General features: G+C 59.3%; 19 protein-coding genes. 8 read left to right on the top strand and 11 right to left on the bottom strand.

The features are described from left to right. The first annotated feature begins 379 nt into the window (after positions 1-379). A complete protein-coding gene (locus tag NW842_RS11280; protein WP_414418053.1) occupies positions 380-1,663 on the top strand; it encodes an efflux RND transporter periplasmic adaptor subunit in 1,284 nt (427 codons plus the stop codon). A gap of 118 nt (positions 1,664-1,781) precedes the next feature. Further along, complete coding sequence (locus tag NW842_RS11285) at positions 1,782-4,991, top strand: efflux RND transporter permease subunit (RefSeq protein WP_414418054.1); 3,210 nt, start codon at positions 1,782-1,784, stop codon at positions 4,989-4,991. A 63-nt stretch (positions 4,992-5,054) separates the two neighbouring features. Here NW842_RS11285 and NW842_RS11290 read toward each other — a convergent pair whose 3' ends face one another. From NW842_RS11290 to NW842_RS11305, 4 genes are all read right to left on the bottom strand, one after another. Beyond that, positions 5,055-5,312, bottom strand: a complete 258-nt coding sequence (locus NW842_RS11290) for a DUF2949 domain-containing protein (protein ID WP_414375009.1) — start codon at positions 5,310-5,312, stop codon at positions 5,055-5,057. A gap of 193 nt (positions 5,313-5,505) precedes the next feature. Then, positions 5,506-6,300 carry a hypothetical protein gene (locus tag NW842_RS11295; RefSeq protein WP_414375010.1) on the bottom strand — a complete coding sequence of 265 codons (795 nt, stop codon included), beginning with the start codon at positions 6,298-6,300 and terminating at the stop codon, positions 5,506-5,508. Positions 6,301-6,428: 128 nt separating this feature from the next. Further along, on the bottom strand, positions 6,429-7,172 hold the full coding sequence (locus NW842_RS11300) for a low-complexity tail membrane protein (protein WP_414375011.1): 744 nt from the start codon (positions 7,170-7,172) through the stop codon (positions 6,429-6,431). A gap of 34 nt (positions 7,173-7,206) precedes the next feature. Continuing rightward, positions 7,207-7,431 carry an NAD(P)H dehydrogenase subunit NdhS gene (locus NW842_RS11305; RefSeq protein WP_414375012.1) on the bottom strand — a complete coding sequence of 75 codons (225 nt, stop codon included), beginning with the start codon at positions 7,429-7,431 and terminating at the stop codon, positions 7,207-7,209. 214 nt (positions 7,432-7,645) lie between these two features. Here NW842_RS11305 and NW842_RS11310 point away from each other — a divergent pair, with 214 nt between their 5' ends. Beyond that, positions 7,646-8,233, top strand: a complete 588-nt coding sequence (locus NW842_RS11310; protein ID WP_414330833.1) for an FHA domain-containing protein — start codon at positions 7,646-7,648, stop codon at positions 8,231-8,233. 1 nt (position 8,234) lies between these two features. Here NW842_RS11310 and NW842_RS11315 read toward each other — a convergent pair whose 3' ends face one another. Continuing rightward, complete coding sequence (locus NW842_RS11315) at positions 8,235-9,716, bottom strand: cation:proton antiporter (protein ID WP_414375025.1); 1,482 nt, start codon at positions 9,714-9,716, stop codon at positions 8,235-8,237. Between the two features lie 296 nt (positions 9,717-10,012). Here NW842_RS11315 and NW842_RS11320 point away from each other — a divergent pair, with 296 nt between their 5' ends. After that, positions 10,013-10,888: an ABC transporter permease gene (locus NW842_RS11320; protein WP_414355607.1), complete on the top strand. Its 876-nt coding sequence runs from the start codon at positions 10,013-10,015 to the stop codon at positions 10,886-10,888. A gap of 211 nt (positions 10,889-11,099) precedes the next feature. On the opposite strand, the gene pth is transcribed toward NW842_RS11320, so the two are convergent. Beyond that, complete coding sequence (pth, locus tag NW842_RS11325; RefSeq protein WP_414355608.1) at positions 11,100-11,774, bottom strand: aminoacyl-tRNA hydrolase; 675 nt, start codon at positions 11,772-11,774, stop codon at positions 11,100-11,102. A 187-nt stretch (positions 11,775-11,961) separates the two neighbouring features. Here pth and NW842_RS11330 point away from each other — a divergent pair, with 187 nt between their 5' ends. Further along, the gene (locus NW842_RS11330; RefSeq protein WP_414375014.1) at positions 11,962-13,179 is read left to right on the top strand and encodes an HD domain-containing phosphohydrolase; all 1,218 of its coding nucleotides are present in this window, start codon (positions 11,962-11,964) and stop codon (positions 13,177-13,179) included. A 282-nt stretch (positions 13,180-13,461) separates the two neighbouring features. Next, positions 13,462-14,583, top strand: a complete 1,122-nt coding sequence (locus NW842_RS11335) for a methyl-accepting chemotaxis protein (RefSeq protein ID WP_414375015.1) — start codon at positions 13,462-13,464, stop codon at positions 14,581-14,583. A gap of 52 nt (positions 14,584-14,635) precedes the next feature. Here the strand turns inward: NW842_RS11335 and NW842_RS11340 are convergent, their stop codons facing one another. Then, positions 14,636-15,037, bottom strand: coding sequence for a DUF4359 domain-containing protein (locus NW842_RS11340; RefSeq protein WP_414355611.1), 402 nt, complete (start codon positions 15,035-15,037; stop codon positions 14,636-14,638). 322 nt (positions 15,038-15,359) lie between these two features. Here NW842_RS11340 and prfB point away from each other — a divergent pair. Then, positions 15,360-16,488, top strand: a protein-coding gene (prfB, locus tag NW842_RS11345; protein WP_414375016.1) for a peptide chain release factor 2 whose coding sequence is annotated in 2 segments (ribosomal slippage) — positions 15,360-15,431 and positions 15,433-16,488 — 1,128 coding nt in all. Because the reading frame shifts where the segments join, the coding sequence is not laid out codon by codon here. On the opposite strand, the gene NW842_RS11350 is transcribed toward prfB, so the two are convergent. From NW842_RS11350 to NW842_RS11365, 4 genes are all read right to left on the bottom strand, one after another. Further along, on the bottom strand, positions 16,485-17,537 hold the full coding sequence (locus NW842_RS11350; RefSeq protein ID WP_414375018.1) for an o-succinylbenzoate synthase: 1,053 nt from the start codon (positions 17,535-17,537) through the stop codon (positions 16,485-16,487). The two genes, prfB and NW842_RS11350, sit on opposite strands and share 4 nt — an antisense overlap. A gap of 364 nt (positions 17,538-17,901) precedes the next feature. After that, positions 17,902-19,191, bottom strand: a complete 1,290-nt coding sequence (locus tag NW842_RS11355) for a M16 family metallopeptidase (protein ID WP_414418055.1) — start codon at positions 19,189-19,191, stop codon at positions 17,902-17,904. A 60-nt stretch (positions 19,192-19,251) separates the two neighbouring features. Then, a complete protein-coding gene (locus NW842_RS11360; RefSeq protein ID WP_414375020.1) occupies positions 19,252-20,556 on the bottom strand; it encodes a M16 family metallopeptidase in 1,305 nt (434 codons plus the stop codon). Positions 20,557-20,726: 170 nt separating this feature from the next. Continuing rightward, the gene (locus NW842_RS11365) at positions 20,727-21,941 is read right to left on the bottom strand and encodes a site-2 protease family protein (RefSeq protein ID WP_414375021.1); all 1,215 of its coding nucleotides are present in this window, start codon (positions 21,939-21,941) and stop codon (positions 20,727-20,729) included. A gap of 322 nt (positions 21,942-22,263) precedes the next feature. Here NW842_RS11365 and nrdJ point away from each other — a divergent pair, with 322 nt between their 5' ends. After that, complete coding sequence (gene nrdJ / locus NW842_RS11370) at positions 22,264-25,719, top strand: ribonucleoside-triphosphate reductase, adenosylcobalamin-dependent (protein ID WP_414375023.1); 3,456 nt, start codon at positions 22,264-22,266, stop codon at positions 25,717-25,719. Positions 25,720-25,856: the final 137 nt, after the last annotated feature.

Here is a 25,856-nt window from a genome sequence, read left to right on the forward strand (position 1 = left end):
ATGACTTTTGCCAAACCGCCTAAAGCTCAGTAAATTCAGCAAAGTTCAGGGTTTTGGGGGTTAGAGGCATGCTCTCCGGCAGGGGGTGGAAGCCTGAACTCCTTTCCTGCTGATCTGGGAACAGTCTAGCCAGGAGTGGCGTGCCCTCAAAGGGTATCCTTATCGCGTTAGCAGGACGAAGTCTCATTGGGGTGGGGCGAAGCGCGGCGAAAGTTTTTGTTAAGCATACACCTTAGTTCCGGACTGGGAAGATTTCAAGCGCTTTTGCACAGGTTTGGGGAGGCTCTCGTTCATTACCTTGGTTGGTTAAGCAAGTGCAGGGGTGGGATCCCTTTGTCCACCTACCTGTCCCTATGCCTATTGTGGGAGCAACTTGACGATGCGAGCGCGAACGGCCTTGCCGCTGCTGTGTCTTTCTTTGCTGTTAACTGCCTGCCGAGCTGGAAGGCCGCCCCAGGAGATGGAGGGGGACGGCCAACCCCCCACGCCAGTGGGAATAGGAGTGGTGGAAGAACGGATGATTGAGGAGGCGTCGGAATTTATCGCCAGCCTCGGATCCCAGCAGGTGGCCAGCATCCGGCCCCAGGTGAGCGGACAGGTGACTCGGGTGTTGGTGCAGTTGGGATCCCAGGTGGCTGCCGGAGCCCCTCTCTTTGAGATCGACAGCCGGCAGCAACAGGCGGCGGTGGCCGGCCAAACGGCGGGGATTGCCGCAGCCCAAGCCAACCTGGAGAGCGGCCGGGCCGTGCTCAGCCAGTTGCGGGCGGATCGGCTGCGGCTGGAGGCAGCGGCGGAGTTTGCCCGGGAGCAGCACGAGCGCAACCTGCGCCTCTTGGCCGAGGGGGCCATCAGCCAGGCGCAAGCGGATCAATCCAGCCGCGACCTGCGCCAGGCGGAGGCGGCTTTGGCGGCGCAACAGGAGCAGATCCGCGCTCAGGAGGCCGCGATCTTGCGGGCAGAGCGGGAGGTGCAGCGAGCCCAGGCCGAGGCGGAGCGGCAACAGGTGCAACTGCAGTTTTTCCAGGTTACAGCTCCCTTTGCCGGCATTGTGGGGGATGTTTTGGTGCGGCAAGGGGACTACGTGACGCCTCAGACGGTTTTGACCACCTTGACCCAAACCCAGGCGCTGGAGCTCAACCTCAACATCCCGTTGCAGCGGGCCCCCCAGCTGCGCATTGGCACGCCGGTGCAGATCCTGGATAGCCGCGGCGAGGTGATCGGCAGCAGCCAAATCTCTTTCATTGCTCCCGAAGCCAACGCCGCCACGCAATCGGTGCTGGCCAAGGCTCTTCTGGAGAACCCTGCCGGCCAGTTGCGCTCGGCCCAGTTTGTGCGGACTCGGGTCATCTGGGAGGAGCGGCCGGCCTTGCTGGTGCCGGTGACGGCGGTGGCCCGCTTGGGGGCGCAAACCTTTGTCTACACGGTGCAGACAACGGAGCCGCCAGCAGAGGGCATGCCCCCGGGGGCGGTGGCGGTGCAAAGGCCGGTGCAGCTGGGATCCATCTACGGAAACAGCTATGAGGTGCTGGAGGGCCTAGAGGCCAATGAGCCAATTGTGCTCACTGGCCTGCAAAAAATCCGCGATGGCGCACCGATTATTGATGAGGTGATCCTTCAGCAGAGGGGGCAGCAACAAGGTGGAGAGGGGGGATCCCCGCCCTAGAAGAGGCTGTGCATTCTCAGCAATTCTTATTTGCCCCAGTTTTGGCCCAGTCATCCAAGCTTCAACTTGAAGGGCGACCAGCTCAACCGGTATCTCATCGCAGCGGATCCTTAGACTTATGTTCGTTGACTTTTTCATTCGCCGCCCTGTTTTTGCCAGCGTCTGCTCCATCCTGATCGTGCTGGTGGGGGCGGTGAGCATTCCCCTACTGCCGGTGGACTACTACCCACAGGTGGCGCCGCCAGCGGTGAGGGTGACTGCTGTTTATCCTGGGGCCGACGCCGAGACGGTGGAGACGGCGGTAACCAATGTGCTGGAGCAGGAGATCAACGGCGTCGAGGGTATACGGTCTATCGCCTCGGTGAGCAGCAGCAACGGCACCAGCCAGATCACCGTTACCTTCAGCCCGGATCGGGATCTGGACACGGCGGCTGTGGATGTGCAGAACCGGGTGGCGCGGGCCCAGGGCCGGCTGCCGGCGGAGGTGATCCAAAACGGCATCAGCGTGGAAAAGGCCGGCGACAGCGCCTTTGTGCTGGTGTTGGCGCTGCGCTCAGAGGCGGGGGAATACGACGAGCTGTTTTTGAGCAACTACGCGGAGCTGTTTGTGCGGGATGCTTTGCGGCGCATCCGCGGCGTCAGCGATGTCATCATTTTCGGGGAGCGCACCTATGCCATGCGCATCTGGCTGGATCCGACGCGGCTGGCCAGCTATGGTCTGACAGCTCTGGATGTGGTAAACGCAGTGCGCCAGCAGAATATCCAGGTGCCCGCCGGCCAAATTGGCGGCCAGCCCAGCCCCCCGGATCAGGAGTTTCAGATCAGCGTCCAGGCCACGGGGCGGCTGTCGCAGCCGGAGGAGTTCGCCCAGATCGTTCTCAAGGCCAACGCCGATGGCAGCTTGGTGCGCATTGCCGATGTGGGCCGGGTAGAGCTGGGGGCCCAAAGCTACGATACGTTCTTCCGCATCGGGGGGCAGGAGGCGGTGGGGATCGCCATCACCCAACAACCGGATGCCAACGCCCTAGAGGTGTCGCGGCAGGTGCGGCAGACGTTAGCGCAGCTGGCGGAGAGTTTTCCGCCCGGCTTGATCTACGAGATCCCTTTCGACGCCACCCTGTTCATTACCGAGTCGGTGCAGGAGGTGATTTTCACTCTGTTGCAGGCGATTGGCCTGGTGGTGTTGGTGCTGTTTATCTTTTTGCAGGATTGGCGCATCACCCTCATTCCCACCATCACCATCCCGGTAGCGCTGCTGGGTACTTTTGCTTTTGTGCGCCTGTTTGGCTTTTCCATCAACACTTTGACTCTGTTCGGCCTCACCCTGGCCACTGGCTTGGTGGTGGACGACACCATTGTGGTGGTGGAGAATATCTCCCGCTACATCCGCGACCGCGGCATGCGGCCTCTGCAGGGGGCCTCGGCGGGGATGAACGAGGTGTTGGGGGCGGTGATCGCCACGACGCTGGTGCTGCTGGGGCTATTTGTGCCTGTTGCTTTCTTTCCTGGCACCAGCGGTCGCATCTACCAGCAGTTTGCCGTCACCATTGCCGTGTCGGTTTCGCTGTCCACGTTTAATGCCATTACCTTGGCTCCGGCTTTGTCGGCGCTGCTAATTCGCCCCCGCTCAGAGCAGATGTTTTGGCTGCTGCGCTGGTTTGACCGCGCCGTGGAAGGGATCCGAGCGGCCTACTGCCGCCTGCTGGAGCTGGTGGTGAAGCTGCGGCTGTTGGTGGTGACGGGGTTTATTGCCTGTTTGGGCCTCACCTACTGGCTGTTCCAAATTGTGCCGACGGGGTTTGTGCCGGATGAGGATCAGGGCTTTTTCATCACCATTGTCCAGGGGCCGCCGGGGGTTTCCCTCAACTATACCGACAGGGTGATCCGGCAGGCCGCCGCTATTTTGGAGGGGATCCCTGAGATCGAAAATCGGGTGATCGTGGGGGGGTTCAGCTTTACCGGGCCCTCGCCGGGGAATGGGCTGATCTTTGCCACCCTCAAGCCCTGGGAAGAGCGGCGGCAACCGGAGCAATCGGCGCAAGCGATTGTCAACCGGCTATTTGGGCCTTTTTTGGGCGGGATCAGCCGCGCATTGGTGATCCCGATCCTGCCGCCGGCCATTCCCAATTTGGGGGTTGCGGGCGGGTTTACTTTCCAGCTTCAGGATCGGGGGGTGAACGATTTCAACCTCTTGGAGCAGACGGCCAACACCCTGTTTTTTGTGGGCAACTCGCCGCCCCCGCCGGGCCAACCCCCCTTGGGCTTGCGGATTAACCCGCCCACCTTCAACGCCAATTCGCCGCAGCTAGAAGTACAGGTGGATCGGGAGATGGCCCAGTTGTTGGGGATCCCTCTGTTGGATGTCTTCGGCACGCTGCAGACGCTGCTGGGGGGCACCTACGTCAATGATTTCGACCTGTTCAACCGCAACTACCGGGTCTATGTGCAGGCGGATCAAGCATTCCGAGGTAACCCGGAAAGCATCGGCCAGTTCTACGTGCGGGGTGGGCAGGGGCAGCTCTTGCCGTTGAGCACCCTGGTTCAGGTGGAGGAGACCACCAGCCCGGCCATCATCAACCACTTCAACCTCTTCCGCTCGGTGGAAATTCAGGGCAGCGCCCTGCCGGGCTTTAGCTCAGGGCAAGCGATTCGGGCTATGGAAACTCTAGCCGCCCAGTTGTTGCCGCAGGGGTTTGGCTTCGAGTGGTCGGGCCTGTCGCTGGAAGAAATCGAGTCGGGAGGACAGGCGCCGCTGATCTTTGCTTTGGGCTCGGTGTTCGTCTTCCTGGTGCTGGCGGCGCAATTTGAGAGCTATGTGGATCCCTTGATCATTTTGTTGGCGGTGCCGCTGGCGGTTCTTGGGGCTCTTTTGGCGCAACTGCTGCGGGGCTTGACCAACGACGTCTTCTGCCAAGTCGGGTTGGTGATGTTGATCGGGCTGGCCAGCAAAAACTCTATCTTGATTGTGGAGTTTGCCAACCAGTTGGTTGCCCAAGGGATCCCACTGCTCAAAGCTGCCACCCAAGCAGCCGAGACGCGCTTCCGCGCCATTCTGATGACCGCCCTGAGCACTATCCTGGGTATTTTCCCTCTGGCAGCGGCCACGGGCGCAGGGGCAGCCAGCCGTCAGTCGCTGGGCACGGCGGTGATCGGCGGTATGCTCGTCTCGACAATGCTCAGTTTGCTGGTGGTGCCGGTGCTCTATGTCGTGATCAAGGGGATCCAGGTGCGAATTTTGGGGGGATCCCCTTCACCTGTGGATCTGGCGCATCTGCCCCCACCGGAGGATCCCAAGGATCTGCTGCCTGGTGGCGACAGCGTTGGGTAGCAAGAGGGATCTGCTTGCTTCTTCTCTTCTGGCGGAAAAGCGAGTGGGGGAAGGGGGCACCTTTCATCCACCGAGGGCCCTGTCCTCGAGCAGTTCGGACTCGGCTCCGCCGGGCATTTTTTCCCAGAACTGAGCCAGGTGTTGCAGGCCCACAAAGCCCAACTGCCAGAGGATCAAGGCTAGAGGGCCGTGCTGCTGCCGTTGGATCTTCAGGGCCAGAGCCAGTTGTTTGGGCTTGAGGAGCTGTTGCTGCTCAGCAAACTGGCAGAACTGTCGATCCCATTGGCTAAGGGCTTGTAAATCCGGCAGGGTCGGTTCCATAGGTTTGGCCGGGCAGGAAAGGATTGAATGTCGAGGATCGGGATCCTCGTACTGATTCTGGGGATCTTCTTGCGGATCCCTTGCAACAGGTTTCTTCCAGGGTATGTGACCACCCAGGCCCTCCCAAGGCCGGTTAGGGCAGAGAGGACTGAGCTTTGTCGCAAAGCTGGCTTATAGATCCTGGCAGGACAGTCTATCCCCAGGGGTCGTCGTCGAAAGGACTATCTGACCAATAGCCACTCTGCTGGGGTGGAGGGGGCTGTTGGGGAAGGGGCGGCGTGTAAGCAGGAGGCGGTGTTGGGATGGGGGTGGGTTTTTCCAGCTCCTCAAGTCGAGGCAGGTCGGCGGGCTTGGGCTCGACACCAAGGCTTCTCAGCTTGGCTTGCGTTTCTTGCACTTGCGCATTGAGCTCTTCCAGGTAGGCGCGGTAGTGGTTGGCAGCTTCCAGGTACTGCTTGGCTTTCTTTTCGTTTTCCCGGACGACCGCCTCCAGTTCTTTGGTGCGAACGGTGTAATCGGCCTCTTGATTGGTGAGGTTTTCGATGGCTTGGTTGAGTACAGCCCGCCGTCGCTCCAGTTGGGCTACAATTTCCGACAACTGTCGTTCTCGCTCGCTAAGGCTGCGTTCCCGGTTTTGAGTTTGTTCCAGTTGAAAGCTGGCCTGGCTGAGCTGCTCTCGCAAATACATCACCTGGGGCTCCGTCTCGTTGCGTTCCTGTTGCAACTCAAAGACCCGCGCTTCCAAGTGATCTTTTTCCTGCTGCAACACTTCCCGCTCGTTCAAAAGACGGGTGTAGAGCTGGTTGAGAAAGTCCACCTCCATCACCACTTGGCTAAGCTGAGTGGCGTATTCCCCAACCAAAGCCAACTCCCGAGCGAGGTTTTGGGTTTCACTGGTGGCTTGATCGGTGAAAAACTGGGGAAGTTGGGTGGTTTCTCTGAGGCGTTGGGTAAATTGCTTGAAGCGGAAAGAAAAGTTGCTCGCCATTGCCGGTGCGGTAGCCTCGAAGATCAGGGGAATGCCGATGGTTGGATTTCACAGGGCTTGGATTGCTTCCAATCTACTTGGATTGCTTCCAATCTAACATTGAGCTACAGCTTTTGCGGAAGCTTGCCTTAGGTGGGATCGGGGGGAGTTTCAGGGGCCGGCATGGCAACTTCCCCAGAGGGATCCCGTTTCTCGGATTCGAGCTGGGGGTTTTCTGTCGCTCTGTTTTTATCCTTGTCTTTTTGGTCTTTCGAGGTGCCTTCTGAATCTTGGCCGGAGATGCGGCGCAACAGCCGTTGCAGGAGTGGGCTGCGGCGATCGCCGATGACGGAGAAGCGGCTTTCGATCTCTTCGACGGGGACGGGATCCATTTGAGCCAGCTCCGGCTCGCTGAGGAGGAGTACCCGTATCGTTGCAATGGGGATCTGCAAGAACAGGTTGGATCCCCAAAACCCGAAGGCGGCTATGGCCAGGCCGGCCAGGCGGGTGCCGTTGCCAGGGGTGAGCGGGGCAAAGAGGGGGGCAAAGTCATAGAGGCGCTCACCGACTTCCAGCATCAGGATTGCCGCCAACAGCGTCAAAATCTTATGTTCGGGGCTGAGGAAGGCGGCCAAGATGCGGCGCTGGTCGGGGGTAAGTTCTTCCGGGGGGACAGAGGCCACCCACAGGCTGAAGATATCCAATGGCTTGCGCCACTGCAGGGCAAAGACCGGCCCAATGCCCACCACGGCCACCCAAGCCTGCTCCGCCCCCACCGGCAGGAGGGGATCCCCTGTGGCCAGCCCGATCAGGGTCAGCCCCACCCACAAGGGGAAGAGGAGGATGCCGGCGGCATGGATCCAGAGGAAAGGTTCCTGCCAATGGCTGCGCATGGGGAGATGCCAAAAGGGACAGGGAAGAGCAGGGCTAGGGGCGGGATTTGTCCACCACTTCCAATTCTGTGAGGCGGAAGGTGACTAATTTGTCCCAGTTGCCGCCTTCAAAGAGGACAGCGGCATGGTCGTCGGTAACCCGCTGTACCTGGCCCTCAAAGCAGTAGTAGGTGTCGTTGGGGTTGATGACCCGGACGGCAACGCCGGGGTAGATCGGGGGAAGGGCTTCGAGGAGGGTTGGGGTTGGAGTCGTGTTCACGTTTCAGCTATCCTCTTTTTTTGCAGAAGCTCTGCCTTACTATTATGAGGGAAAGCCCCTCTCTTGCCGAGTCTCCCCTTGTTGACCTTCTCCCCATAGCGGTTCACCGAGGGTTGGGCAATGGGCTGAGGTGTGGCTTCCAGCCCGCTAACACGAAAGGGGCCTGCACTGCGACTTCGACGGTCAATCCAGCTCCAGCTCAAGGCCCCAGACCATGGCTACCGGCGCACAGTCTTCCCCCTCCCAAATCTGGCATGTGTTGGTGATCGATGATGAGCAGGGACGGCGGGCTGTGGCCCTCAGCGCTGCCACCTATTCCATCGGCAGGGATCCCAGCAATGCGATTGTCATCGATTCGGCGGCGGTTTCCCGGCAACACGCGCTGCTGCTGCGGCTACCCCAAAAAGATGGCCAGTATACCTACCGGCTGTTGGACGGCAATATCGAGGGCAAGCGCAGCACCAACGGCGTCTCGGTGAATGGGCAGAGATGTTTGAGCTGGGATCTCAAGGATGGGGATCAGATCCTGTTGGGGAATCAGGTGCGGATGCAGTACTGCATTCGCCAGTTGTCAGACGAAGATTTTCAGCGGTATCTCCAGTCTGTAAGCTTTCGCAGCGTGAAGGCGGAGGTGGTGGATCGGCGCTCCACAACCATGCAGCGGTTTGATCCGCCCTCGATGCAGGCAATTTTGCCCCAAGAGGAGACGACGGAGAGAATTGACGTGAAGCCTCAACGCCGCAATCCGCTGCGGCTGCTGTTCCAGACCCTCTGGGGGCGTTTGAGGGGAAAGCTGAGATAATTTAGCCCTCAGGAATGCCCACCCGTTCTGAGTCTGGGAGCGCTGATGCAGTCTCGTCGGTGCTGTCTTTGCGGTCTTGCTCTGACGCTTCTGCCTGCAAGTCCAGGAGGGAGGGGGAGTTGGCTTCCCCAATCAACACTCCCCGCAGCCAGAGGGGAGCGACAAAGGTGGTGGCAATCACCATGACGATAATGCTGACATCGAGGGCATCGGAGAGAACCCCACTGGCGGCCCCCACGCCGGCAAACACCAGGCCCACCTCACCCCGGGGAATCATGCCCACTCCGATGGCGTAGCGGTTGATGCCCGGCTTGCCAAAGGCCCCCAAGCCCGCTGCTAGCTTGCCCACAATGGCAACTCCGATCAAGAAGACGGCAATGATCAGCCCCTCTCGGTTGGCAGGGAGGGTGGGGTTGAGTACGGCAAGGTTGGTTTTGGCCCCAACGCAGACGAAGAAGATGGGCACCAATAGGTCGGAAATGGGCTTGATCTGTTCTTCCAGCTCTTGCCGTTTCTCGGTTTCGGCCAAGATCAGGCCAGCGGCAAAAGCGCCCAAAATCGCTTCTAGATGAATGATTTGCCCTACATAAGCCAGCAGAAAGGCCAGCACAAGGGCGGGCAGAAGGGGGTTACCTCGGGTCTTCAGGCTGTTGAGAAGGGCAACAAAGTAGGGGCTGAGAAGGCGCCCCAAAACAATGGAGCCGACCAAGAAGACGATGGCACTGAGGATGATGATGCCGATATCGGAAAGGTTGACTTCTCCGTTTTTGGCCAAGCCCGCCACCACGGCCAAGATGATGATGCCCAACACGTCATCCAAGACGGCGGCACCAATGATCACTTGCCCCTCTGGGGAGGTGAGTTTTTGCAGCTCGGCCAAGACGCGGGCGGTGATGCCGATGCTGGTTGCTGTGAGGGCAGCGCCGGCAAATATGGCGGGGATAACGGGCACATGAAACAGGTAGAGCAAGCCCAGGGTTCCGGCCAGGAAGGGCACAGCAACGCCGATGATGGCTACGGCTGCGGCTTGAGGGCCGACCCGCAACAGCTCGGCCAGATCCGACTCGAGGCCGATTTCAAACAAGAGGATGATCACCCCGATCTCGGAGAGGATGTCGACGATCTCGCTTTGGGAGGAAAACACCTGCACCAGGGATCCCTCGTCGAGTCCGGCAGTGGCTTGCAGAAATTGCATCAATGCTGAGGATTGGGCCAAGGCGTGCAGCTCTTGGCCGGAAACTTGTCCTTCCGGGAAGACCAACAACCCCAGCGCGGAGGCCCCTACCGCGACGCCCCCCAGCAGCTCTCCCAACACGGGGGGAAAACTCAGGCGGACGGCAATTTCTCCGGCGATACGGCTGGCCAGATAGATGACCACTAGAGCCATCAGCACCGCTACCAGGATCAGGGGCGAAAGATTGGCAGCTCCTTCAATGGGGGCAGCGGCTTCGACGGCAAGCAAAACGGGATCCCAGCAATTCAACAGCAAGATCTCAACCTCAGGTGGACTGCTTTTTGTCTTGGGTTGGCACAAGCAGAGCGGCTCTGTTCAGGCAATCGCTCTGCCAGAAGACTGTTACAAAGGCTAACCCTCATGGCGATCCGCTTGCAATGCCTGCATCGGCACTTTATGAGGACTCTGTCCCGCTGATGCCAACAGAATGGTTTCCGATGAAGTTGCTCTGGTTGGCAATGGCTATATTTTTATGGCGGTGCGGGTTCTCAGCTTGGGATCCCAGGTGCCGTGCACTCTGTCTCGATCTACCGCGAGGATTAACGGTGATATCTCCTCTACGCACGCTGAGTGAACGCTGGCTACCCATCCTCCTGACAGGGATCCTACTGCTGCTGGTTTGGGATCCCTTGGCGATTTGGGCGAACAGCCCGGCGGCGCAACGCCTCTTGGAGCAGGGCACTGCAGACTGCAGCACGGTCAGGGAGTGTGCTCGACTATTGCGCAACCCGATCCTGCCTTCTTTGGGTCAATTGGCGGAGGGCTTGAGAAATATGGCGTTCCCCCTCACTTCCACGAGCGCAGTTGGGTATAACGCTCTGGTCACGGCAGCAGAAACGCTGGTGGGGTTGGGGCTGGCTTTGCTGGTGGGGTGGGCAACGGCGGTGGCGTTGGTGTTTTCGCGAGCTTTTGAGCGGATGATGCTTCCCTGGATTGTTGCTTCCCAGAATGTGCCAATTGTGGCTTTGGCGCCGGTGCTGGCGGTGGTGCTGGGGCAATATGGGGTGCGGGGTCTGTTGCCGAAAGCAATCGTGGCGGCCTACATTGCTTTTTTCCCGCTGTCGATCGGCATTGCCAAGGGGTTGAGCAGTGTACCGCCTCTGCAATTGGATTTGATGCGCACTTACCATGCCCACCCGCTGCAGGTATTTCGCTGGGTGCGGATCCCGGCGGCTATGCCGATGGTGTTTACCAGCCTGAAGGTTGCGGTGGCGATGGCTCTGGTGGGGGCTATTGTGGCAGAGATTTCGATTGTTAGCTTTGCAGGGCTGGGGCCGATGTTGTTAAGCCGTTCCTATTACGGCGACATGGTGGGGTTGTGGGTGATCATGCTGGTGGCGGCAGCTTTGGGGATCCTCTTGGTGCAGGGGATTGGCCTGCTGGAGAACATCTGGACGCGGTGGCGGCGACCCACTCCGTAACCCACTCAACACTGGGGATCGACGGGGCTTTGGATCTGATTTCGCGATTGGGGTTTCATGGGCTGCTCTGGTTCCATCGGTGGATAGTCCAGATAATTGACACTTATCTGGACTATCATCTTCACAGCCGCTCCCCTGAGCAGGACGAAGCGTTTATTGCGCCCTCTCCTGGAAGACCCCTCGGAGCCGGCAATCCAGGACAAGCTGCTCCTTAGGAGGAAGCCTCGCCTTGGCCCGGTGCAGGATTGGATCCATCCGGATCGGACGGTGGCCCAGACAGATCCAGAGGATTAAACCGGTTCATGGCCGTCATCAGTCCCTCTTGCCAGCAGCACTCCACGGCCTCTACCGCCACATCCAACACCCGCTCCAGCACCTCTTGTTCTGCAGGGGCGAATCCACCCAACACATGCCCGACCACATCTTGGCTGCCCTTGGGTTTGCCCACCCCCAAACGCAGCCGTGGAAACGCCTCGCTCCCCAAGTGCTGAATGATGGACTTCATGCCGTTGTGCCCACCGGCAGAACCGGATCCCCGCAGGCGCAGACGACCCAGCGGCAGATCCATATCGTCGTACACCACCAGCACAGAGGCGAGATCTAACTTGTACCAATCCAGCACCGCCCGCACCGATTGGCCGGAACGGTTCATGTAGGTTTCCGGCTTGAGCAAGCGTCGCTTTCCTCCCAGGGCAAACCCTTCTCCGTAGCTACCTTGGAATCGCTTCTCCAAAACCAACGGGATCCCCCAGCGCTGCGCCAGCCGATCCACCACCATAAAGCCGCAATTGTGGCGGGTATTGGCGTATTGAGGGCCGGGATTGCCCAGGCCCACAACGAGCTGCAGGGAAATCTCATCGGTTCCCTTGGGCTTGACCTGGGTCACAACGTTTCTCGCCTCCTCGAGCTAAAGTAAGGCATCGCTGCTTTGAGTGGTGTTGGCGTGTTTTCGGGCTGCTGGTCGCCCCGGAGGTTCGGATACCCAGCCGGCGGCAGGAGAACTCTTGGGGGCGAATGACTCCGCCATTGTTTATTGTGAACGCTTAATGTGAACGCTTCTGACCAACCCTGCTATGAGCCTGCCCACCCCCTTCGGTCTTCACCCCAGCACAACCGAATTCGATGCCTCGGATGCCCTGCGCCTCAGCCAGCGTCTGATTCAAGTGGGGATCGCCCTCTCCTCAGAAACAGATCTGGGGCGGCTGCTGGAGTTGATCGTTGCTCAAGCCCGAGAACTGACCCACTGTGATGGGGCCAGCCTCTTTGTCCGAGAGGGAGAAGAATTGCGGTTTTTCGTGGTCAACCGCCATGAGGAGCTGCGGGATCTGCGCTTGCCCCTCAGCCCTTCCAGCATTGTGGGCTACGTGGTGCTCACCGGGGAAAGCTTGAATTTGCCGGATGTCTACCGCCTGCCCGCCGACCGGCCCTATGCCTTTAACCCACAGGTGGATCGGCAAACCGGCTATCGCACCCGCTCCTTGCTCACCGTGCCGATGCGGGATCCCTCAGGCAAGATCCTTGGCGCCCTGCAACTGTTGAACCGCCTAAAGCCGGATCACCCCACCCCCCTAGCTCCTGACCAGGTGGCTGAGTGGAGCCAACCTTTTTCTGAGCTGGAAGTCAGCGTGGCAGAAGCCCTAGCCTCCCAGGCGGCGGTTGCCTATCAAAACGTCCAATTGCGGGAAGAGCTCAAATCTGCCCACTTCGAGACCATCTTCTGTCTGTCTCTGGCCGCAGAATACCGGGATCAAGATACCTCCTTTCACCTGAAGCGGATGAGCAACTACTCCCGCATCATCGCCAAGCACTTGGGCCTATCCAGCCATGAGCAAGAGCTGATCTTCTACGCCAGCCCCATGCACGATGTGGGCAAAATCGGGATCCCGGATGCCATCTTGCAAAAGCCGGGGCGTCTGACCCCAGAAGAGCGGCAGATCATGAACCGCCACCCTGAGATCGGCTACGAAATTCTCAGCAAGTCCGACTCCGAGCTGATGCAAAAGAGCGCCATCATCGCCCTTACCCACCACGAGAAGTTCGACGGCAGTGGGTATCCGCGCGGCCTCAAAGGAGAAGGGATCCCTCTAGAAGGGCGGATTGTGGCCTTAGCCGATGTATTCGATGCCTTGGCCAGCCGTCGCCCCTACAAAGAAGCCTGGGCTTTGAATGAGGTCTTTCAGTTTGTAGAAGACAACAGCGGCAGCCATTTCGACCCGCAAGTGGTGGCCGCCTTTAACCGAGGACGCAGCGAAATTCTGGAAATCTACCACCGCTATCAAGAAACCCGCTAAATCCAGCTCCAGATCAATCAGGGATCCAAGATACCAACCCAGAACATTCAGCTCCAAAGGGATCCATCCCCGCAAACTGCAAAGAAGGGATCCCAGGCCATCCTTTCCGTACAATCCCGCAGAATCTTATGGGCAAAAGGTGGGATCCCAGGGCAAACTGAAGGTGGTCGATTTTCTGCACAAATTACCCCATTGAAGGCCGATCTAGAGCCGACTTTTTGTGTTCCTCTACACATCAGTCTCCAACCCATCTGTACCCAACCTGTGCCGAGGATCCCTGTGATGGCTACCCTGACAAATCCACCCACTCCTACCCTATCGATCAACACCAAGCTGCGCGATTTGGCCTTGGTGGAGTTTCAGGTGAGCGAGTCCACCCCTTGTGAGAACGTGGTGCGCCGCCTAGAAGATGACAGCAGCCTTTCAGGAGTCATCGTGCTGGACGAGCGGTCACAGGTGCGGGGAATGTTGACCCGCCGCGCCATTCTGGAGTGGATGCTTAGCAAGCCCTACGGCCTGGATGTGTTTTTGAAGCGGCCCATCAGCTCCATGGTAGAGTTCCATAGCCGGGATTTTCTCTTGCTCCCCGGCGACTGCGATGTCATCCAAGCAGCCGACCGAGCTTTCCAACGGCCCGAAGAGACCATCTATGACCCCGTGGTGGTTCAACTGGGATCCCAGGACTACCGCCTTCTCGATGTGCCGGTGTTGTTGGTGGCCCAGGCCCAGGTGCATCTGGCCACCCAGCGCAAGCTACAGGAGCAGCAGGAAGAGATGAAAAGGATCTTGGCAGAGCTGGAGCAGGAAAAAAACCGCAGCCTCCAGTATGCCCGGGATCTGGAGCGACAAAAAGCCGAGATCCTCAACCAAAACCTGGCCTTAGACATGGAACGTCGCCGGGCCCAACAGCGCTCCGAGGAGTTGGCTCGCCTTAACGCCCGCATCATTGAAATCAGTTCTGTGCTCTCTGAGAGAGGCAAATCCACCTTTGCCGCTACCTTTGAAGGCGTGGAAGCCGTACGCGGCCTAGTTCAGGAAATTGCCGACAACAGCCAGGAGTTGTCGCGGGAGCTCAAGGAGATCAACACCATTGTGGATTTGATCGTAGAGGTGGCAGGATACATTCGCCTGCTCTCTTTCAATGCGGCTGTAGAGGCCAACCGCAGCGGTGGTGCCGGTGGCTTTGGAGCCATTGCCCAGGAGATCCGCAAATTGGCCGGGCGAACCACTGAGGCCAGCAACCGTATTCGCAGCTTGGCAGAGCGTATCCAGCGCCAGAGCCAATCCACACTGCAATCGGCCCAAAGCAGTGCTGAGGTGGTGCAATCCCTTTACCAGCAGGCCCAGTCAGCCCAGTTGGCCCTGGAAGAGCTGCAAACCCTGTTGGAACGAGCCCAGATCTAGCCGAACTTTTGAGATTCTTTTGGATCTTGAGATCCTATGGTTGCCATGGTGACTAGGGGGCAGCTTTCCCCTCTCGAATCTCATAAGTGTAGAATTGCCCTGCCACGGCGAGGGTTTCAAAGTGGTAGGTGGGCAAGGAAATCCCCAGCGGGCCAAAGTTGAGCAACGACAAATCGGTGGTATAGAGGCTGAAGAGGATAAAATTCTGCCGGCGGGTTTGGCGCATGAACAAAGCTTCCAGTTCGGGCTGAAGCTCTCGGACGAGGGTATGACATTCCTCAATCAAAGTGGCCAGGAAAGCCGGGATCTGAGCACAGTATTCCCGCGTAGCGTAGGCAGCCAGTTGTTCCCCTGCATAGGTTCCGTACTCTTCTAAGGTGGGATTGGTGATGGCCAAAGCAGCCACCCCTCCGGCCAAAACCAGCCCGGAAAGCAAGGAAAAGACCTTTAGCATCGCAGCCTCCGAAACCAGATTTTCCATTCTGCTACAGGCTTGAGCCACCTCAACAGGGATCTTCCGGCAGAAGCCAAAGGGTTCTGTCCCGCTGACGCAATCGACCAAAGCCGACCCGTCGATCCCGTAGCCCTTTCGCCAGCCGCCTGCGCGGGATCAACAGCCAAACGCTCTACCCCGAAAGGACTCCTAGGAACCCGGTTCACCGGCGCTGCACGGCAACAGTGTTCCGGCAAGCCCGCAGAAGGGCTATATCCCTTGATTGAGTTGCTGGCCCACAGGATAGGATGGGATCCGATGTGCAGATGGTTTGATGTTCTCTATGGAACTTGCCGATCTAAGACGCACCCTAGAATCGCTCACCTTGCGCCTGAGCAACGCTCAGGACTATCTTTGACCTGCCTCACCTGGAGCAACAGATCGCCATCCTAGAGCAGGAAGCCTCCCAGCCCCAGTTTTGGAATGATGTAGAGGCAGCCCGCCGCCACATGCAGCAGCTCAACAGCCTCAAAGCCTCCTGGGATCAGGTGCATCGCTGGAAGGATCGCCTAGAAGATGCCGTCAGCGCCCTTGAGCTGCTCCAAGAAGAGCCCGATCCGGAACTCTTAGCCGAGACAGCGGGATCCCTGGCAGTGGTGGAGCGGGAGTTGGGCCAGTGGGAGCTACAGCAACTGCTCTCCGGCCCCTACGACAAAAACGGTGCCATCCTCACCATCACCGCCGGCGCAGGGGGAACCGACGCCCAGGACTGGGCGGAAATGCTCCTGAAAATGTACACCCGCTGGGCCGAAAACCAGGGCTACAAGGTCAGCCTCTCGGAATACTCCGAAGGTGCCGAAGCCGGCATCAAGTCCGCCACCCTGCTGATCGAAGGCCCCTACGCCTATGGTTATCTCTCTGCCGAGAAGGGTAACCACCGGATGGAGCGCATCAGCCCCTTCAACGCCAACGGCAAACGGCAAACCAGCTTCGCCGGCGTAGAGGTGATGCCGATCCTGGAAGAGGAAAGCGAGTATGAGCTGAAGATGGAAGATCTGGAGTTCGAGACCTCCCGCTCGGGTGGAGCAGGTGGCCAAAACGTGAACAAAGTGGAAACAGCAGTGCGGGTGATCCACAAGCCCACCGGCATTGCTGTGCGCTGTACCGAAGAGCGCTCCCAACTGCAAAACAAAGAGCGGGCCATCCAGATCTTGAAGGCCAAGCTGATCGAGATGGAAGAAGAAAAACGCAGACAAAAGCTGGCCGAGATTCGCGGCGAGATAGTGACTCAGGGCTTTGGGGGGCGTATTCGCACCTACACCTTCGATCCTTACAAGTTGATCAAGGATCACCGCACCAACGCCGAAACCTACAATGTCGAGGCCTTTATGAACGGTGAGCCGAGCGAGCTGATGCACTTTATTCAAGCCTACTTGCGGCAGGAAAATGCCAAGCAAGCCGCTGCCGTTTAGAGTCGGCTCCAGCGCTCCCACACTGCCTGCATCAGAGCAAGCCGCTCCTCCGGTGAGGCCATTTGGAGCTGAACGGGATCCCCTTCTGGAAAGACCCCCCCTACCCCCCACCCCACAGCTCTGGGGCAAGCCGTCTTCTCCTGCAGGGATCCCGCCCAGGCCAGTCCATGCCAAGCGCCGATGGCAGTCTCCAGCGCCGAAGAAAAGACCAGATCCAGGCCGGGATGGCGGCTGAGATACTCCCGCAGCGCGATGCAGGAGCCCACCAAAGATGGCTTCACCACCAGGATCCCTGTCCATCCTGAGCGATGGACGGCTTGCAACTGTTCCAAGCAGGCCACCGATTCATCCAAAGCAATGGGGGTCTGGTACTGGCGGCTGAGCTCCACCAAATGGGCGTGCTGATCCGGCGGCAGAGGCTGCTCCAAAAACTCAATCTTGACCGGCGAGTCCTGGTTAAGCCGATCACAAACCATCAGCCACCGGTGGGCCTCCGCAAGCCCTAGTCCCCCATTGGCATCCAAACGCAGACGGGATCCCGGCGGCAACCGCTCCAGCCATTGCTCCAGCTTCTCCAACTCCTGCTGCATGGGATCCCTCCCCACCTTGAGCTTGTACACCGACCGCGTGAGTGGGACGGAGTCCTTGTAAGATTCCGGCGGCAGGGTCTCCCCCAAAAGTTCACAGAAAGAGAGTAGAGAGAGATCCTTGTTCAACCAATCGGGATCCCGACAGGCCAGCCAAGCGCCTTCCAACCCAAACCGGCAGGCCGGCAGTGCTTCTGGGATCCCCAAAATATGCGCCTCCGACAAAAGAGGGGGCAACTGCCGACAAAACTCCAGAGCCTGCTCTAAGGTCTCGCTGCCAAACCAAGGGATGGGAGCAATTTCCCCATATCCTTGACAGCCTGTCTCCCGATCTGTAAGTCGGATCAGGATCCCTTCGCGCACGGACCACAGTCCGTGGTGGGTACGCAGGGGCCGCCGAAAGGGACGCCAGTAGGGGCAAAACGCAAAGGAAAACCGCTTTTCCAGCCGCCCAAGCGGCACGGATCCCTCTTTTTGGGTATCCCCTGCAGATGATCCGCTGTGCCTACCAGCCACAAAAAGCTCAAGCAAGATAAAGAAAGGAAAAACGCCAGTTTTCTCAGAGGGCTGCTATTCAGAAACGATCCCCATCGTTTTCTTGGACATCTCGAGATTGACCCACAATCGTGACCTCAATCCAGAGTTATGGTTACTTCAGGCTAGGGTGAGAAACATGGGCTCCTAAAAAAATCTTTCCGGCACTGCGCATTCAACATTTTCAACATTTTTTATTTAGGTGTTTTATTGAGGTGTGGGCGCAATGTCCCCGTTTGAATCGAAATGGCCATGTTTGCCAGATCTTAGTTTTCCTCATGGTTTGCTCAGCTTAAAACACCAGCTCAACCTCTGCCAAGGCAGCTTCTGGCCCCACCAGAGCAATGGCCGGGGGGGTCAGGTAGGTCTTTGCGGCTTGGTGGAGCTGCTCTGGGGTGAGCTGCCTGACCCCCTGCAAATACTGCCGGTCAAACTCCATGCCCAAGCCCAAAATCTCGTACCAGCCCGCCAGTTGAGCCACCTGGGCATTGGTTTGTTTGCTGAGGGCATACTGGCCCAGAAGTTTGCGCTGCGCCATTTCCACCTCTGCCAGGTCGAGCGGATTGGCCTGCAGACGGTGGATTTCTGCTTGTAGGCGCTCCAGGGCCACCTGAGTATTCTCTGCCGCAGTGCCCATGTAAACCCCAAAAGGGGCGGGATCCCGACGGGTGGCAAAAAAAGCCGAGACCTCATAGGCCAGGCCACAGCGCTCCCGCAGTTCCACAAACAGACGGCTGGATAGACCGCTGCCCAAGTAGGTGGCCAGCAACTTCAGGGCCGGATAATCCGCAGAAGCAGCAGGGGATCCGCGAAACCCAATCAAGATTGTTGTCTGCTGAGTGGGCTGGGGCAACCTCAGCAGTTGGGGATCCCTCAGAGGGGGTAGGGGAACATCCCGATCCTCTGGAGAGGGGCCGGGAACAACCCAGTCTCCCAAAGCCGCTTCCACCTGGGCAGCCATCTGCTCCGGCGGCTCTGGGCCGATCACCACCATCACCATTCCATTGGGACGACAGTAGGCCGCGTGATAGGCCACCAAATCCTCGCGGGTCAGGGATCCCACCGTCTCCAGCCGTCCCAACCCCGGCAGGGCGTAGGGATGATCCCCATAGAGGGCCTGTCGCACCTGATCGAAAGCCAGGCTGAAAGGCCGTTCCTGCTGGGCGCGAATGGCTTGCAGCATCAACCCCTGCTCTCGCGCCACCTCCTCTTCAGGAAAACTGGGATCCCGCAGCGTCTCCGCAAGCAAATCCAGCAACTCCGGGAAATCGGCAGCCACACAGCGCAGGCTCACCTCGAAAGAGTCGGCAGAACTGTCCACCGATAGCGAGGCTCCCAGCGATTCCACCGCAGCAGCAATGGCCTGGGAGTTGCGCCGATGCGTGCCTTTGGTGAGGACAGCCGCCATCAAGTGGCTCACCCCCGCCTGTTGCGGCCGCTCTGCCCGGCTACCACCGCGGAAAAAACAGTGGGCAGCCAAGATCTCCACCGTTGGGTTCTGGCCCAGCAACAGCGTGATGCCATTGGCCAAAAGGACGCGCTGTAAACGGCCACGTTGGGTGGCAAGCAGAGCAGAGTTCATGCAGGCAAGGGATCCCGTCCAAAATCCGAAAGTCAAGAGTCCAGAGCGCCAAGGCGGCGCTTAACGGCAAGCCAGTTGCAGCTCCGAAGCCGCCGCTGTACCCAGGGCAGTCGGCTTGAGAACGGTGACCACATAGGCCTCCAAAGACAAGTACTGCTGGGCCAATTCCCGGATCTGAGCCGGGGTAAAAGATTGCAACAGCTCCAGGTACTCTTGAATGCGCTGCACCCCGCCCAGCGTCTCGTAGTAGCCATAGATGCCCGCCAATTGACTGGGAGACTCGGCGGAGAACAGGAACTCATGGGTGAGCATACGCCGGGTGCGATCCAACTCTGCTTGGCCGATGCCATCCTGCTGCAGCTTTTCGATCTCGTGCAGGATCGTCGCCTCCACCCGCGCCACATCCTTCGGCTCCAGCTGAGCGCCGATACAAAACAGTCCCCCCTCCTTCAACACCAGCGAAGAACAGCCAATGGCCCTCACCCAGCCCCGCTGTTCCCGCAGCAGATGCACCAGCCGCGAAGTACGGCCATCTCCCAGCAGAGAAGCCAACATCTCCAGGCCACAGGCTTGTTGCCAATCGTCAATGCCAACGGTAGGCCAGGCCAATTTCAGACGGGCTTGCTCCAAGCGGGCATGGTCGCTCTCCCGGCGCAGGATCCCTTGGGGACGAGGCTGGGGCGGGATGGGGGGGCTGGCCGGTGCTGGCCCAGCAGCAGAGCTGCCAAACTGCTCCTCCACCAAGGCCAACGCCTGCTCAGGATCGATGCCACCCGTCACCACCACCGTCATGGATTCAGGCCGATACCAAGCGCGGTGGTAAGCGCGCATCACCTCAGGGGTCAGTTGCATCAAGCTTTCCGGTGTGCCCAACACCGGTCGTCCATAGGGATGCTCCCCATAGGCGGTCTCCATCAAGAGCTGATAGGCCGTGTAGTCCGGGTTGTCGGCGGCGCGGCGAATTTCCTCCAGAACCACCTGCCGCTCCCGCTCAAACTCTGGATCCGGGATCCCGGCCCGCAAAACCACCTCTGCCAAGTAGGGCAAGGTATCCGCTAGGTCAGCAGCAGCCACCGTAATGTAGTAATGGGTGTAGTCTTGGCCGGTGGCAGCATTGGTAACTCCGCCCCGTCCTTCCACGGCCCAATCCAGCTCACCAGGGGCCAGCCGCTCGCTGCCCTTAAACACCATGTGTTCCAAAAAATGGGATAGGCCCAGCCACTCCGGCGGCTCATGGCGTCCACCTGTCCGTACCCAGACGTCAACGGTTACAGAATCGGCAATGGGGATGGGATGAACGATAACGCCTAGCCCGTTGCTCAGTCGGTGGGTGTAGGCGGGCAAGAGACGAGGAAAGCGGTTCAAAATTCTTAATTGATGGAGAACAGTCTTAATTGTAGATGGAGAGGGTCTCCCGGAAATAGTATCTGAGACTACTTTTCTCGGCCTTCTCTCCCCACCTTGCAGATCCCAACCCCTTTTGTGGTAGAGGGAGAACCTAGGTACCTTGGGCTGCTCCCTGTCCAGACATCCCCCTAAGGCTCATTGCGCAGATCCGGGGATCCCTGCCAAGCCAGACTGGGGGATCCCTCGCTTGCCAGATTGTCCTCCACCTGAAATCCAGGGGGCCATTCTTCGCTATCGCGCACCCGCTGCACCACCTCTTGGGGCAGCACGACCCCCAACTGCCGGGCAGCCATGGCCACCACATCCCCCCGGTCGATCAAGCCAGCAATGGCGCCGGTGGGCGTGAAAACCAAAATGCGGCGGGGTTCTGCCTGGCGCATCATCTGAATTACCTGGGGAATGGGGGTCTCTTCTCGTACCCCCTGCAGTTGCTCCATCGGCTTGAGAATGGCTTTCAGGGTGAGGCGATCCCACTGGCTGCGCTCGATGTCGTTGAGCAGTTCTGGCCTGACCAACCCGCGGTAACGGCCATCTTCCTCGGCAAAATAAACGTCCGCCGGTTGAGTTGGGGCTTCCGGCCTGAGAGAAGAAGGCACCAGATAGCGATCCACAAACTCCCGCAGGCTCATGTTCGCGTCCAAAACCCGAAACTGGCGGGTCATCACATCTGCAGCTTTCAGGCGGGCCAGCACCTGCTGCAGTTGCGCGTACTGGCTGTAGCGGCGGGCGGTGTTCAAAATAAACAGGCCGATCAACCCCACCCAGAGGCCGTTGAGGCTCCCCCAAAATACCACCAGCAGACCTAGCCCCACCAAACCCCAGCCCACCCCCTGGCCGGCTCGGGCCGCCCACAGCATACCCTTTTGCCGATCCCCTGTCCAACCCCAGATGGCCGCCTTGAGCATTTGCCCCCCATCCAGAGGCAAGCCCGGCAGCAGGTTAAACAGGGCAATCGTCAGGTTGATGGCAGCCAAGCTGGTGAGGGTTGAGGCCAGCATCGACTCCGGCACAGCCCAAGCCCGGGCCATGCTGAAGAGCACAAACAGACCCAAGCTGAGGAGAGGGCCTGCCACGGCCACGCAAAAAGCGCCAAGGGGGCGGGGAACTTCCCGCTCAATCGCCGCCATACCCCCAAAAATAAACAGGGTGATGGAGTTAACCCGTACTCCATAGGCGCGGGCCACCAAGCTGTGGGCCAACTCATGAGCCAGCAGAGAAAGAAACAACCCCACCGCCGTCAACACCCCGTAGGAGAGCACCAGCAGGAGGGCCGCCGGGAACCAGGTGTAGTCGATGAAAAAGGGGATCCCCCACAAGCTACCGATGCGCAGGCGACTGGTCATGACGATACAACTCCTTACACAGCTCTCACTGGGGAGAAGGCCCAGGAAGGTGCCGTTGAAGACGACAAGCAGCCCCTTAACTTGGGATCCCTCTCCTCCACTGTAGCCCTTCTGCCGGGCCTTCCGTTCCCTTGCGGCTCCCCCGGCAGACAGCGGGCCTGCCCTATCCCTAGAGGCTCTTAAAGATCTTCTCAGAGCACAACACTACCTACAACACCAGACCCCCGAAGATTGTGATAACGTGGTTGGGCATTGGGTCGGCGGGGTTGCCAACCGGCGCTCAAGAGTCGGAACTACCGAGCTTTGCAGAAGAGGTGTGGCTATGGTGTGGACTTCGTCCCGCTCAGGCGAACAGAGCAAAGAAGTACAGGGACTTGATCCCGCTGAAACGACGGGATCCCTGCCTCTGGGCGAGTTTCCGGCCACAGCCCCGGCGGCCAGCCCGGTGTTCTACCGCACCTACAGCCGTCGCCGCCCGGATGGCAACCGCGAGACTTGGGGCGAAGTTTGCGAGCGCACCTTGGCCGACATCGCCCGGCTGGGGCGTTTTACCCCCCAGGAGCGGGAGCTCGTAGAGCGCATGCAGCGGCAGTTGAAGGCGTTGATCTCCGGTCGAGCCTTGTGGGTGATGGGCACCGACTGGATCCAGAAGCCGGAAAACTTCTCCGGTGCCTACAACTGCACCAGTTTGGCGGTGGTGGACTGGCGGGCCTTTGGCCTGATGATGGATCTGGCCATGATGGGCTGCGGCACGGGAGCGGTGCTGGAACCGCAGTTCATCCGCCAGTTGCCCCCCATTGTCAACCGCCTGCGGGTTCACGTGAAGGGATCCATCGGCACCACCCCTCCCGAAGAGCGGCAGGAGCACACCCGCATCCAACGGCAGGGATCCCAGGTGCACATCCAGGTGGGAGACAGTCGCCGCGGCTGGGTGGATTCGTACCAAGCGCTGCTGGAGCTGGCGTCGGATCCCAGCTTTGGGGGCCAGGTGGAAGTGACAGTGGACTTGAGCGATGTCCGCCCGGCTGGGGAGCGGCTGAAAGGGTTTGGGGGCGTGGCCAACCCCATTAAGCTGCCCGGCTTGTACGAGCGCTGTGCCGCCATCCTCAACAGGGCAGTAGGGCGGCAGTTGAACTCCGTGGAATGCTGCCTGCTCATTGACGAGGCGGCGGTGGTGGTGGTGGCGGGAAACATTCGTCGTAGCGCTGGCATTCGTCAGTTTGCTGCCGACGACCAGCTGGGATCCACCGCCAAAGACAACTTGTGGCAGCAGGACGAAAACGGCAACTGGAGAATTGACCCCGAGCGAGATGCCCTGCGCATGGCCAACCACACGCGGGTGTTTCACCGCAAGCCGACGCGGGAAGAATGTGTTGAGGCCGTGCGGAAGCAGTTTTACTCAGGCGAGGGGGCCATCCAGTGGGCCGGGGAAGCCGTAGCACGGGCCAATTGCGACCTTATCCCACCCGACCTAAAACCCGACTTTCTCAAAGCCTATGAGGCAGGAACGGCCCGAGAATGGCTAAAGGGACGGGATCCCTCCCTAGGGGAAGAGGAACTTCAGGATCGCCTGTGGCGCTATGGGCTGAATCCCTGCGTGACAGCCGATACCTGGGTGCACACGGGCGATGGGCCGCGCCAGGTGAGAGACCTGATTGGGAAGCAGCACAGCACCTATGTCAATGGAGAACTATTCAGTACCACACCGGAGGGGTTCTTCTACTCCGGTACCAAGCCTGTGCTGAAGCTTTTGACCAAGGAAGGGTTCTCTCTGCGGCTGACAGGCAACCATCGGGTTCTCAAAGTCACCGCTCAAACCCAAAAGGCACAATACACCGAGTGGGTACCGGCAGAAAGCCTACAACCGGGCGACCGCATCCTGCTGCACAACCATCGCGATCTCACCCCGTGGGATGGGGCGGGTACCTGGGAAGAAGGCTGGCTTTTGGGGAATTTGCTGGGTGACGGTAGCCTTACGGCAACCCCGTGGAACGACACGGCTTTATTACGCTATTGGCAAGATACCCAAGCCGAAATGAGCCAGTATGCGATTCAGCTTTTGCAAACGGCAGTGGGTTACGAGCCCCGCCAGCCAGAGGCATATCACTATGCGCAGCTTGGGTTGCGGGTTATCGGCTCCAGGGGGTTGGCAAAACTGGCGGCCCAGTTCGGCATGAGGCCCGGACAAAAGCAGATGACAGAGGCGCTCGAAGCCACCAGCTTCCAGTTTCATCGAGGCTTCTTGTGCGGGCTCTTTGATGCGGATGGCAGCGTGCAAGGTAATCAGGAGAAAGGGGTTAGCGTGCGGCTCTCTCAAAGCCATCTGGGTACCCTCAAAGCGGTTCAGCGCATGCTGGCGCGGCTGGGCATCATTGCAGTTTTGTATGAGAATCGCCGTCCTGCTGGATATCGCCTGCTGCCGAACAGTGCTCGCCAACCTGCACCATACGCTTGCAAAGCCCAGCACGAATTGGTTATTGCCAACGACAACTTGCATCTGTTCCAGGAATGGGTCGGCTTTCGGGAACCGCACAAAGCCCAAAAGCTAGAGGCACTGCTGAATGGCTACAAGCGCCAGCTCAACCGAGAGCGGTTTGCTGTGACGGTTGCTGCCCTTGAGGCAGACGGGGTAGAGCCGGTGTATGACTGTACTGTCCCCGGCCCAGCGTGCTTTGATGCCAATGGGTTTGTTGTCCACAACTGTGGCGAGATTATTGGCCACACATTCCATTGCAACTTGGCCGAGATCCACCTCAACCGTTTGGATCCCCACAACCGGCAAGAGCAAGAGGAAGCCTTCACGGCGGGAGCCCTCACGGTGGCAGCCCTACTCCACCACCGCTTTGTGGAACCCCGCTTTCAGCGTTCGCGGGAATGGGATCCCATCGTCGGCGTCTCGTTCACAGGCCTGTTCGACTTTTGCGTCAAAGCCTTTGGGGTTGAATGGCTGCGCTGGTGGCAGGAAGGGAGACCCGATACCCCCATCGGGAAGGAATTCAAGCAGCAGGAGCGGGAATACCTCAGCCGCTGGAAGGAGATCGTCCACCGCGTGGTCTGGGACTACTGCGACCGCCACAGCCTGCGCCGCCCCAACCGCTGCACCACGGTTCAGCCCGCCGGCACCAAGTCGCTGCTCACCAACGCCTCTCCCGGCTGGCACCCGCCCAAAGCCCAACGCTACATCCGCCGCATCACCTTTGCCAAAAATGACCCGGTGGCGCTGGCCTGTCTGGACTATGGCTACTCGGTGGTACCTGCTCAGGCGGACAAAGATGAAAACGGGAACTTGCTCAACGACCCCTTTGATCCCCGCTGTACCGAATGGCTGGTGGAACTGCCTGTGGAAGTAGAATGGGCCAACCTGCCCGGTGCTGACCAGATCGAGATCGAGCAATTCTCGGCCCTGGCCCAGTTTGACTTTTATATGCAGGTTCAGAGGTACTACACCACCCACAACACCTCCGCCACCATCGAGCTGCGGGAGGACGAGGTGGAAGCTCTGGGATCCCGTATCTACGAAGCCATCCGCGACGACGAGGGCTACATCAGCGCAGCGCTGCTGGCCCGCTTCGATGCGCCCTTCCCCCGCCTGCCTTTTGAGAAAATCGACAAGCCCACCTACGAACGACTGGTGGCCGAGGTCAAAAAGAGACGGCGGACAGATAACTTCTTCGCGGCCCTGGCCCGCTACGACCGCAACTTTACCTTGGCAGCAGAGGGACCGGCAGGGTGTGACGCTCTGGGGTGTCTGTTGCCAGATTTGGCGCCTCAGAGCTAGTTCCCCAAAAGGGTTCCCCCTGCTGCCGACCAACCCCATCGGATGCAAAGGCGCGACCGAGCTGATACATTTACGCTGAACACTGCTGAACATCACTGTTCAACTATGCAGCGATAGCATTCTGTTTGTTTCCAAAC

The organism is Synechococcus sp. R55.4 (genome assembly GCF_047461935.1).
Lineage (GTDB): Bacteria > Cyanobacteriota > Cyanobacteriia > Thermostichales > Thermostichaceae > Thermostichus.

Excerpts from the sequence above, each read along its gene's own strand:
- NW842_RS11280 (WP_414418053.1), top strand. The coding sequence starts at position 380 with ATGCGAGCGCGAACGGCCTTGCCGCTGCTGTGTCTTTCTTTGCTGTTA.
- NW842_RS11335 (WP_414375015.1), top strand. The coding sequence starts at position 13,462 with ATGGCTACCCTGACAAATCCACCCACTCCTACCCTATCGATCAACACC.
- NW842_RS11355 (WP_414418055.1), bottom strand. The coding sequence starts at position 19,191 with ATGAACTCTGCTCTGCTTGCCACCCAACGTGGCCGTTTACAGCGCGTC.
- NW842_RS11290 (WP_414375009.1), bottom strand. The coding sequence starts at position 5,312 with ATGGAACCGACCCTGCCGGATTTACAAGCCCTTAGCCAATGGGATCGA.
- nrdJ (WP_414375023.1), top strand. The coding sequence starts at position 22,264 with ATGGTGTGGACTTCGTCCCGCTCAGGCGAACAGAGCAAAGAAGTACAG.
- NW842_RS11295 (WP_414375010.1), bottom strand. The coding sequence starts at position 6,300 with ATGGCGAGCAACTTTTCTTTCCGCTTCAAGCAATTTACCCAACGCCTC.
- NW842_RS11340 (WP_414355611.1), bottom strand. The coding sequence starts at position 15,037 with ATGCTAAAGGTCTTTTCCTTGCTTTCCGGGCTGGTTTTGGCCGGAGGG.
- NW842_RS11300 (WP_414375011.1), bottom strand. The coding sequence starts at position 7,172 with ATGCGCAGCCATTGGCAGGAACCTTTCCTCTGGATCCATGCCGCCGGC.
- NW842_RS11330 (WP_414375014.1), top strand. The coding sequence starts at position 11,962 with ATGAGCCTGCCCACCCCCTTCGGTCTTCACCCCAGCACAACCGAATTC.
- NW842_RS11365 (WP_414375021.1), bottom strand. The coding sequence starts at position 21,941 with ATGACCAGTCGCCTGCGCATCGGTAGCTTGTGGGGGATCCCCTTTTTC.
- NW842_RS11310 (WP_414330833.1), top strand. The coding sequence starts at position 7,646 with ATGGCTACCGGCGCACAGTCTTCCCCCTCCCAAATCTGGCATGTGTTG.
- NW842_RS11285 (WP_414418054.1), top strand. The coding sequence starts at position 1,782 with ATGTTCGTTGACTTTTTCATTCGCCGCCCTGTTTTTGCCAGCGTCTGC.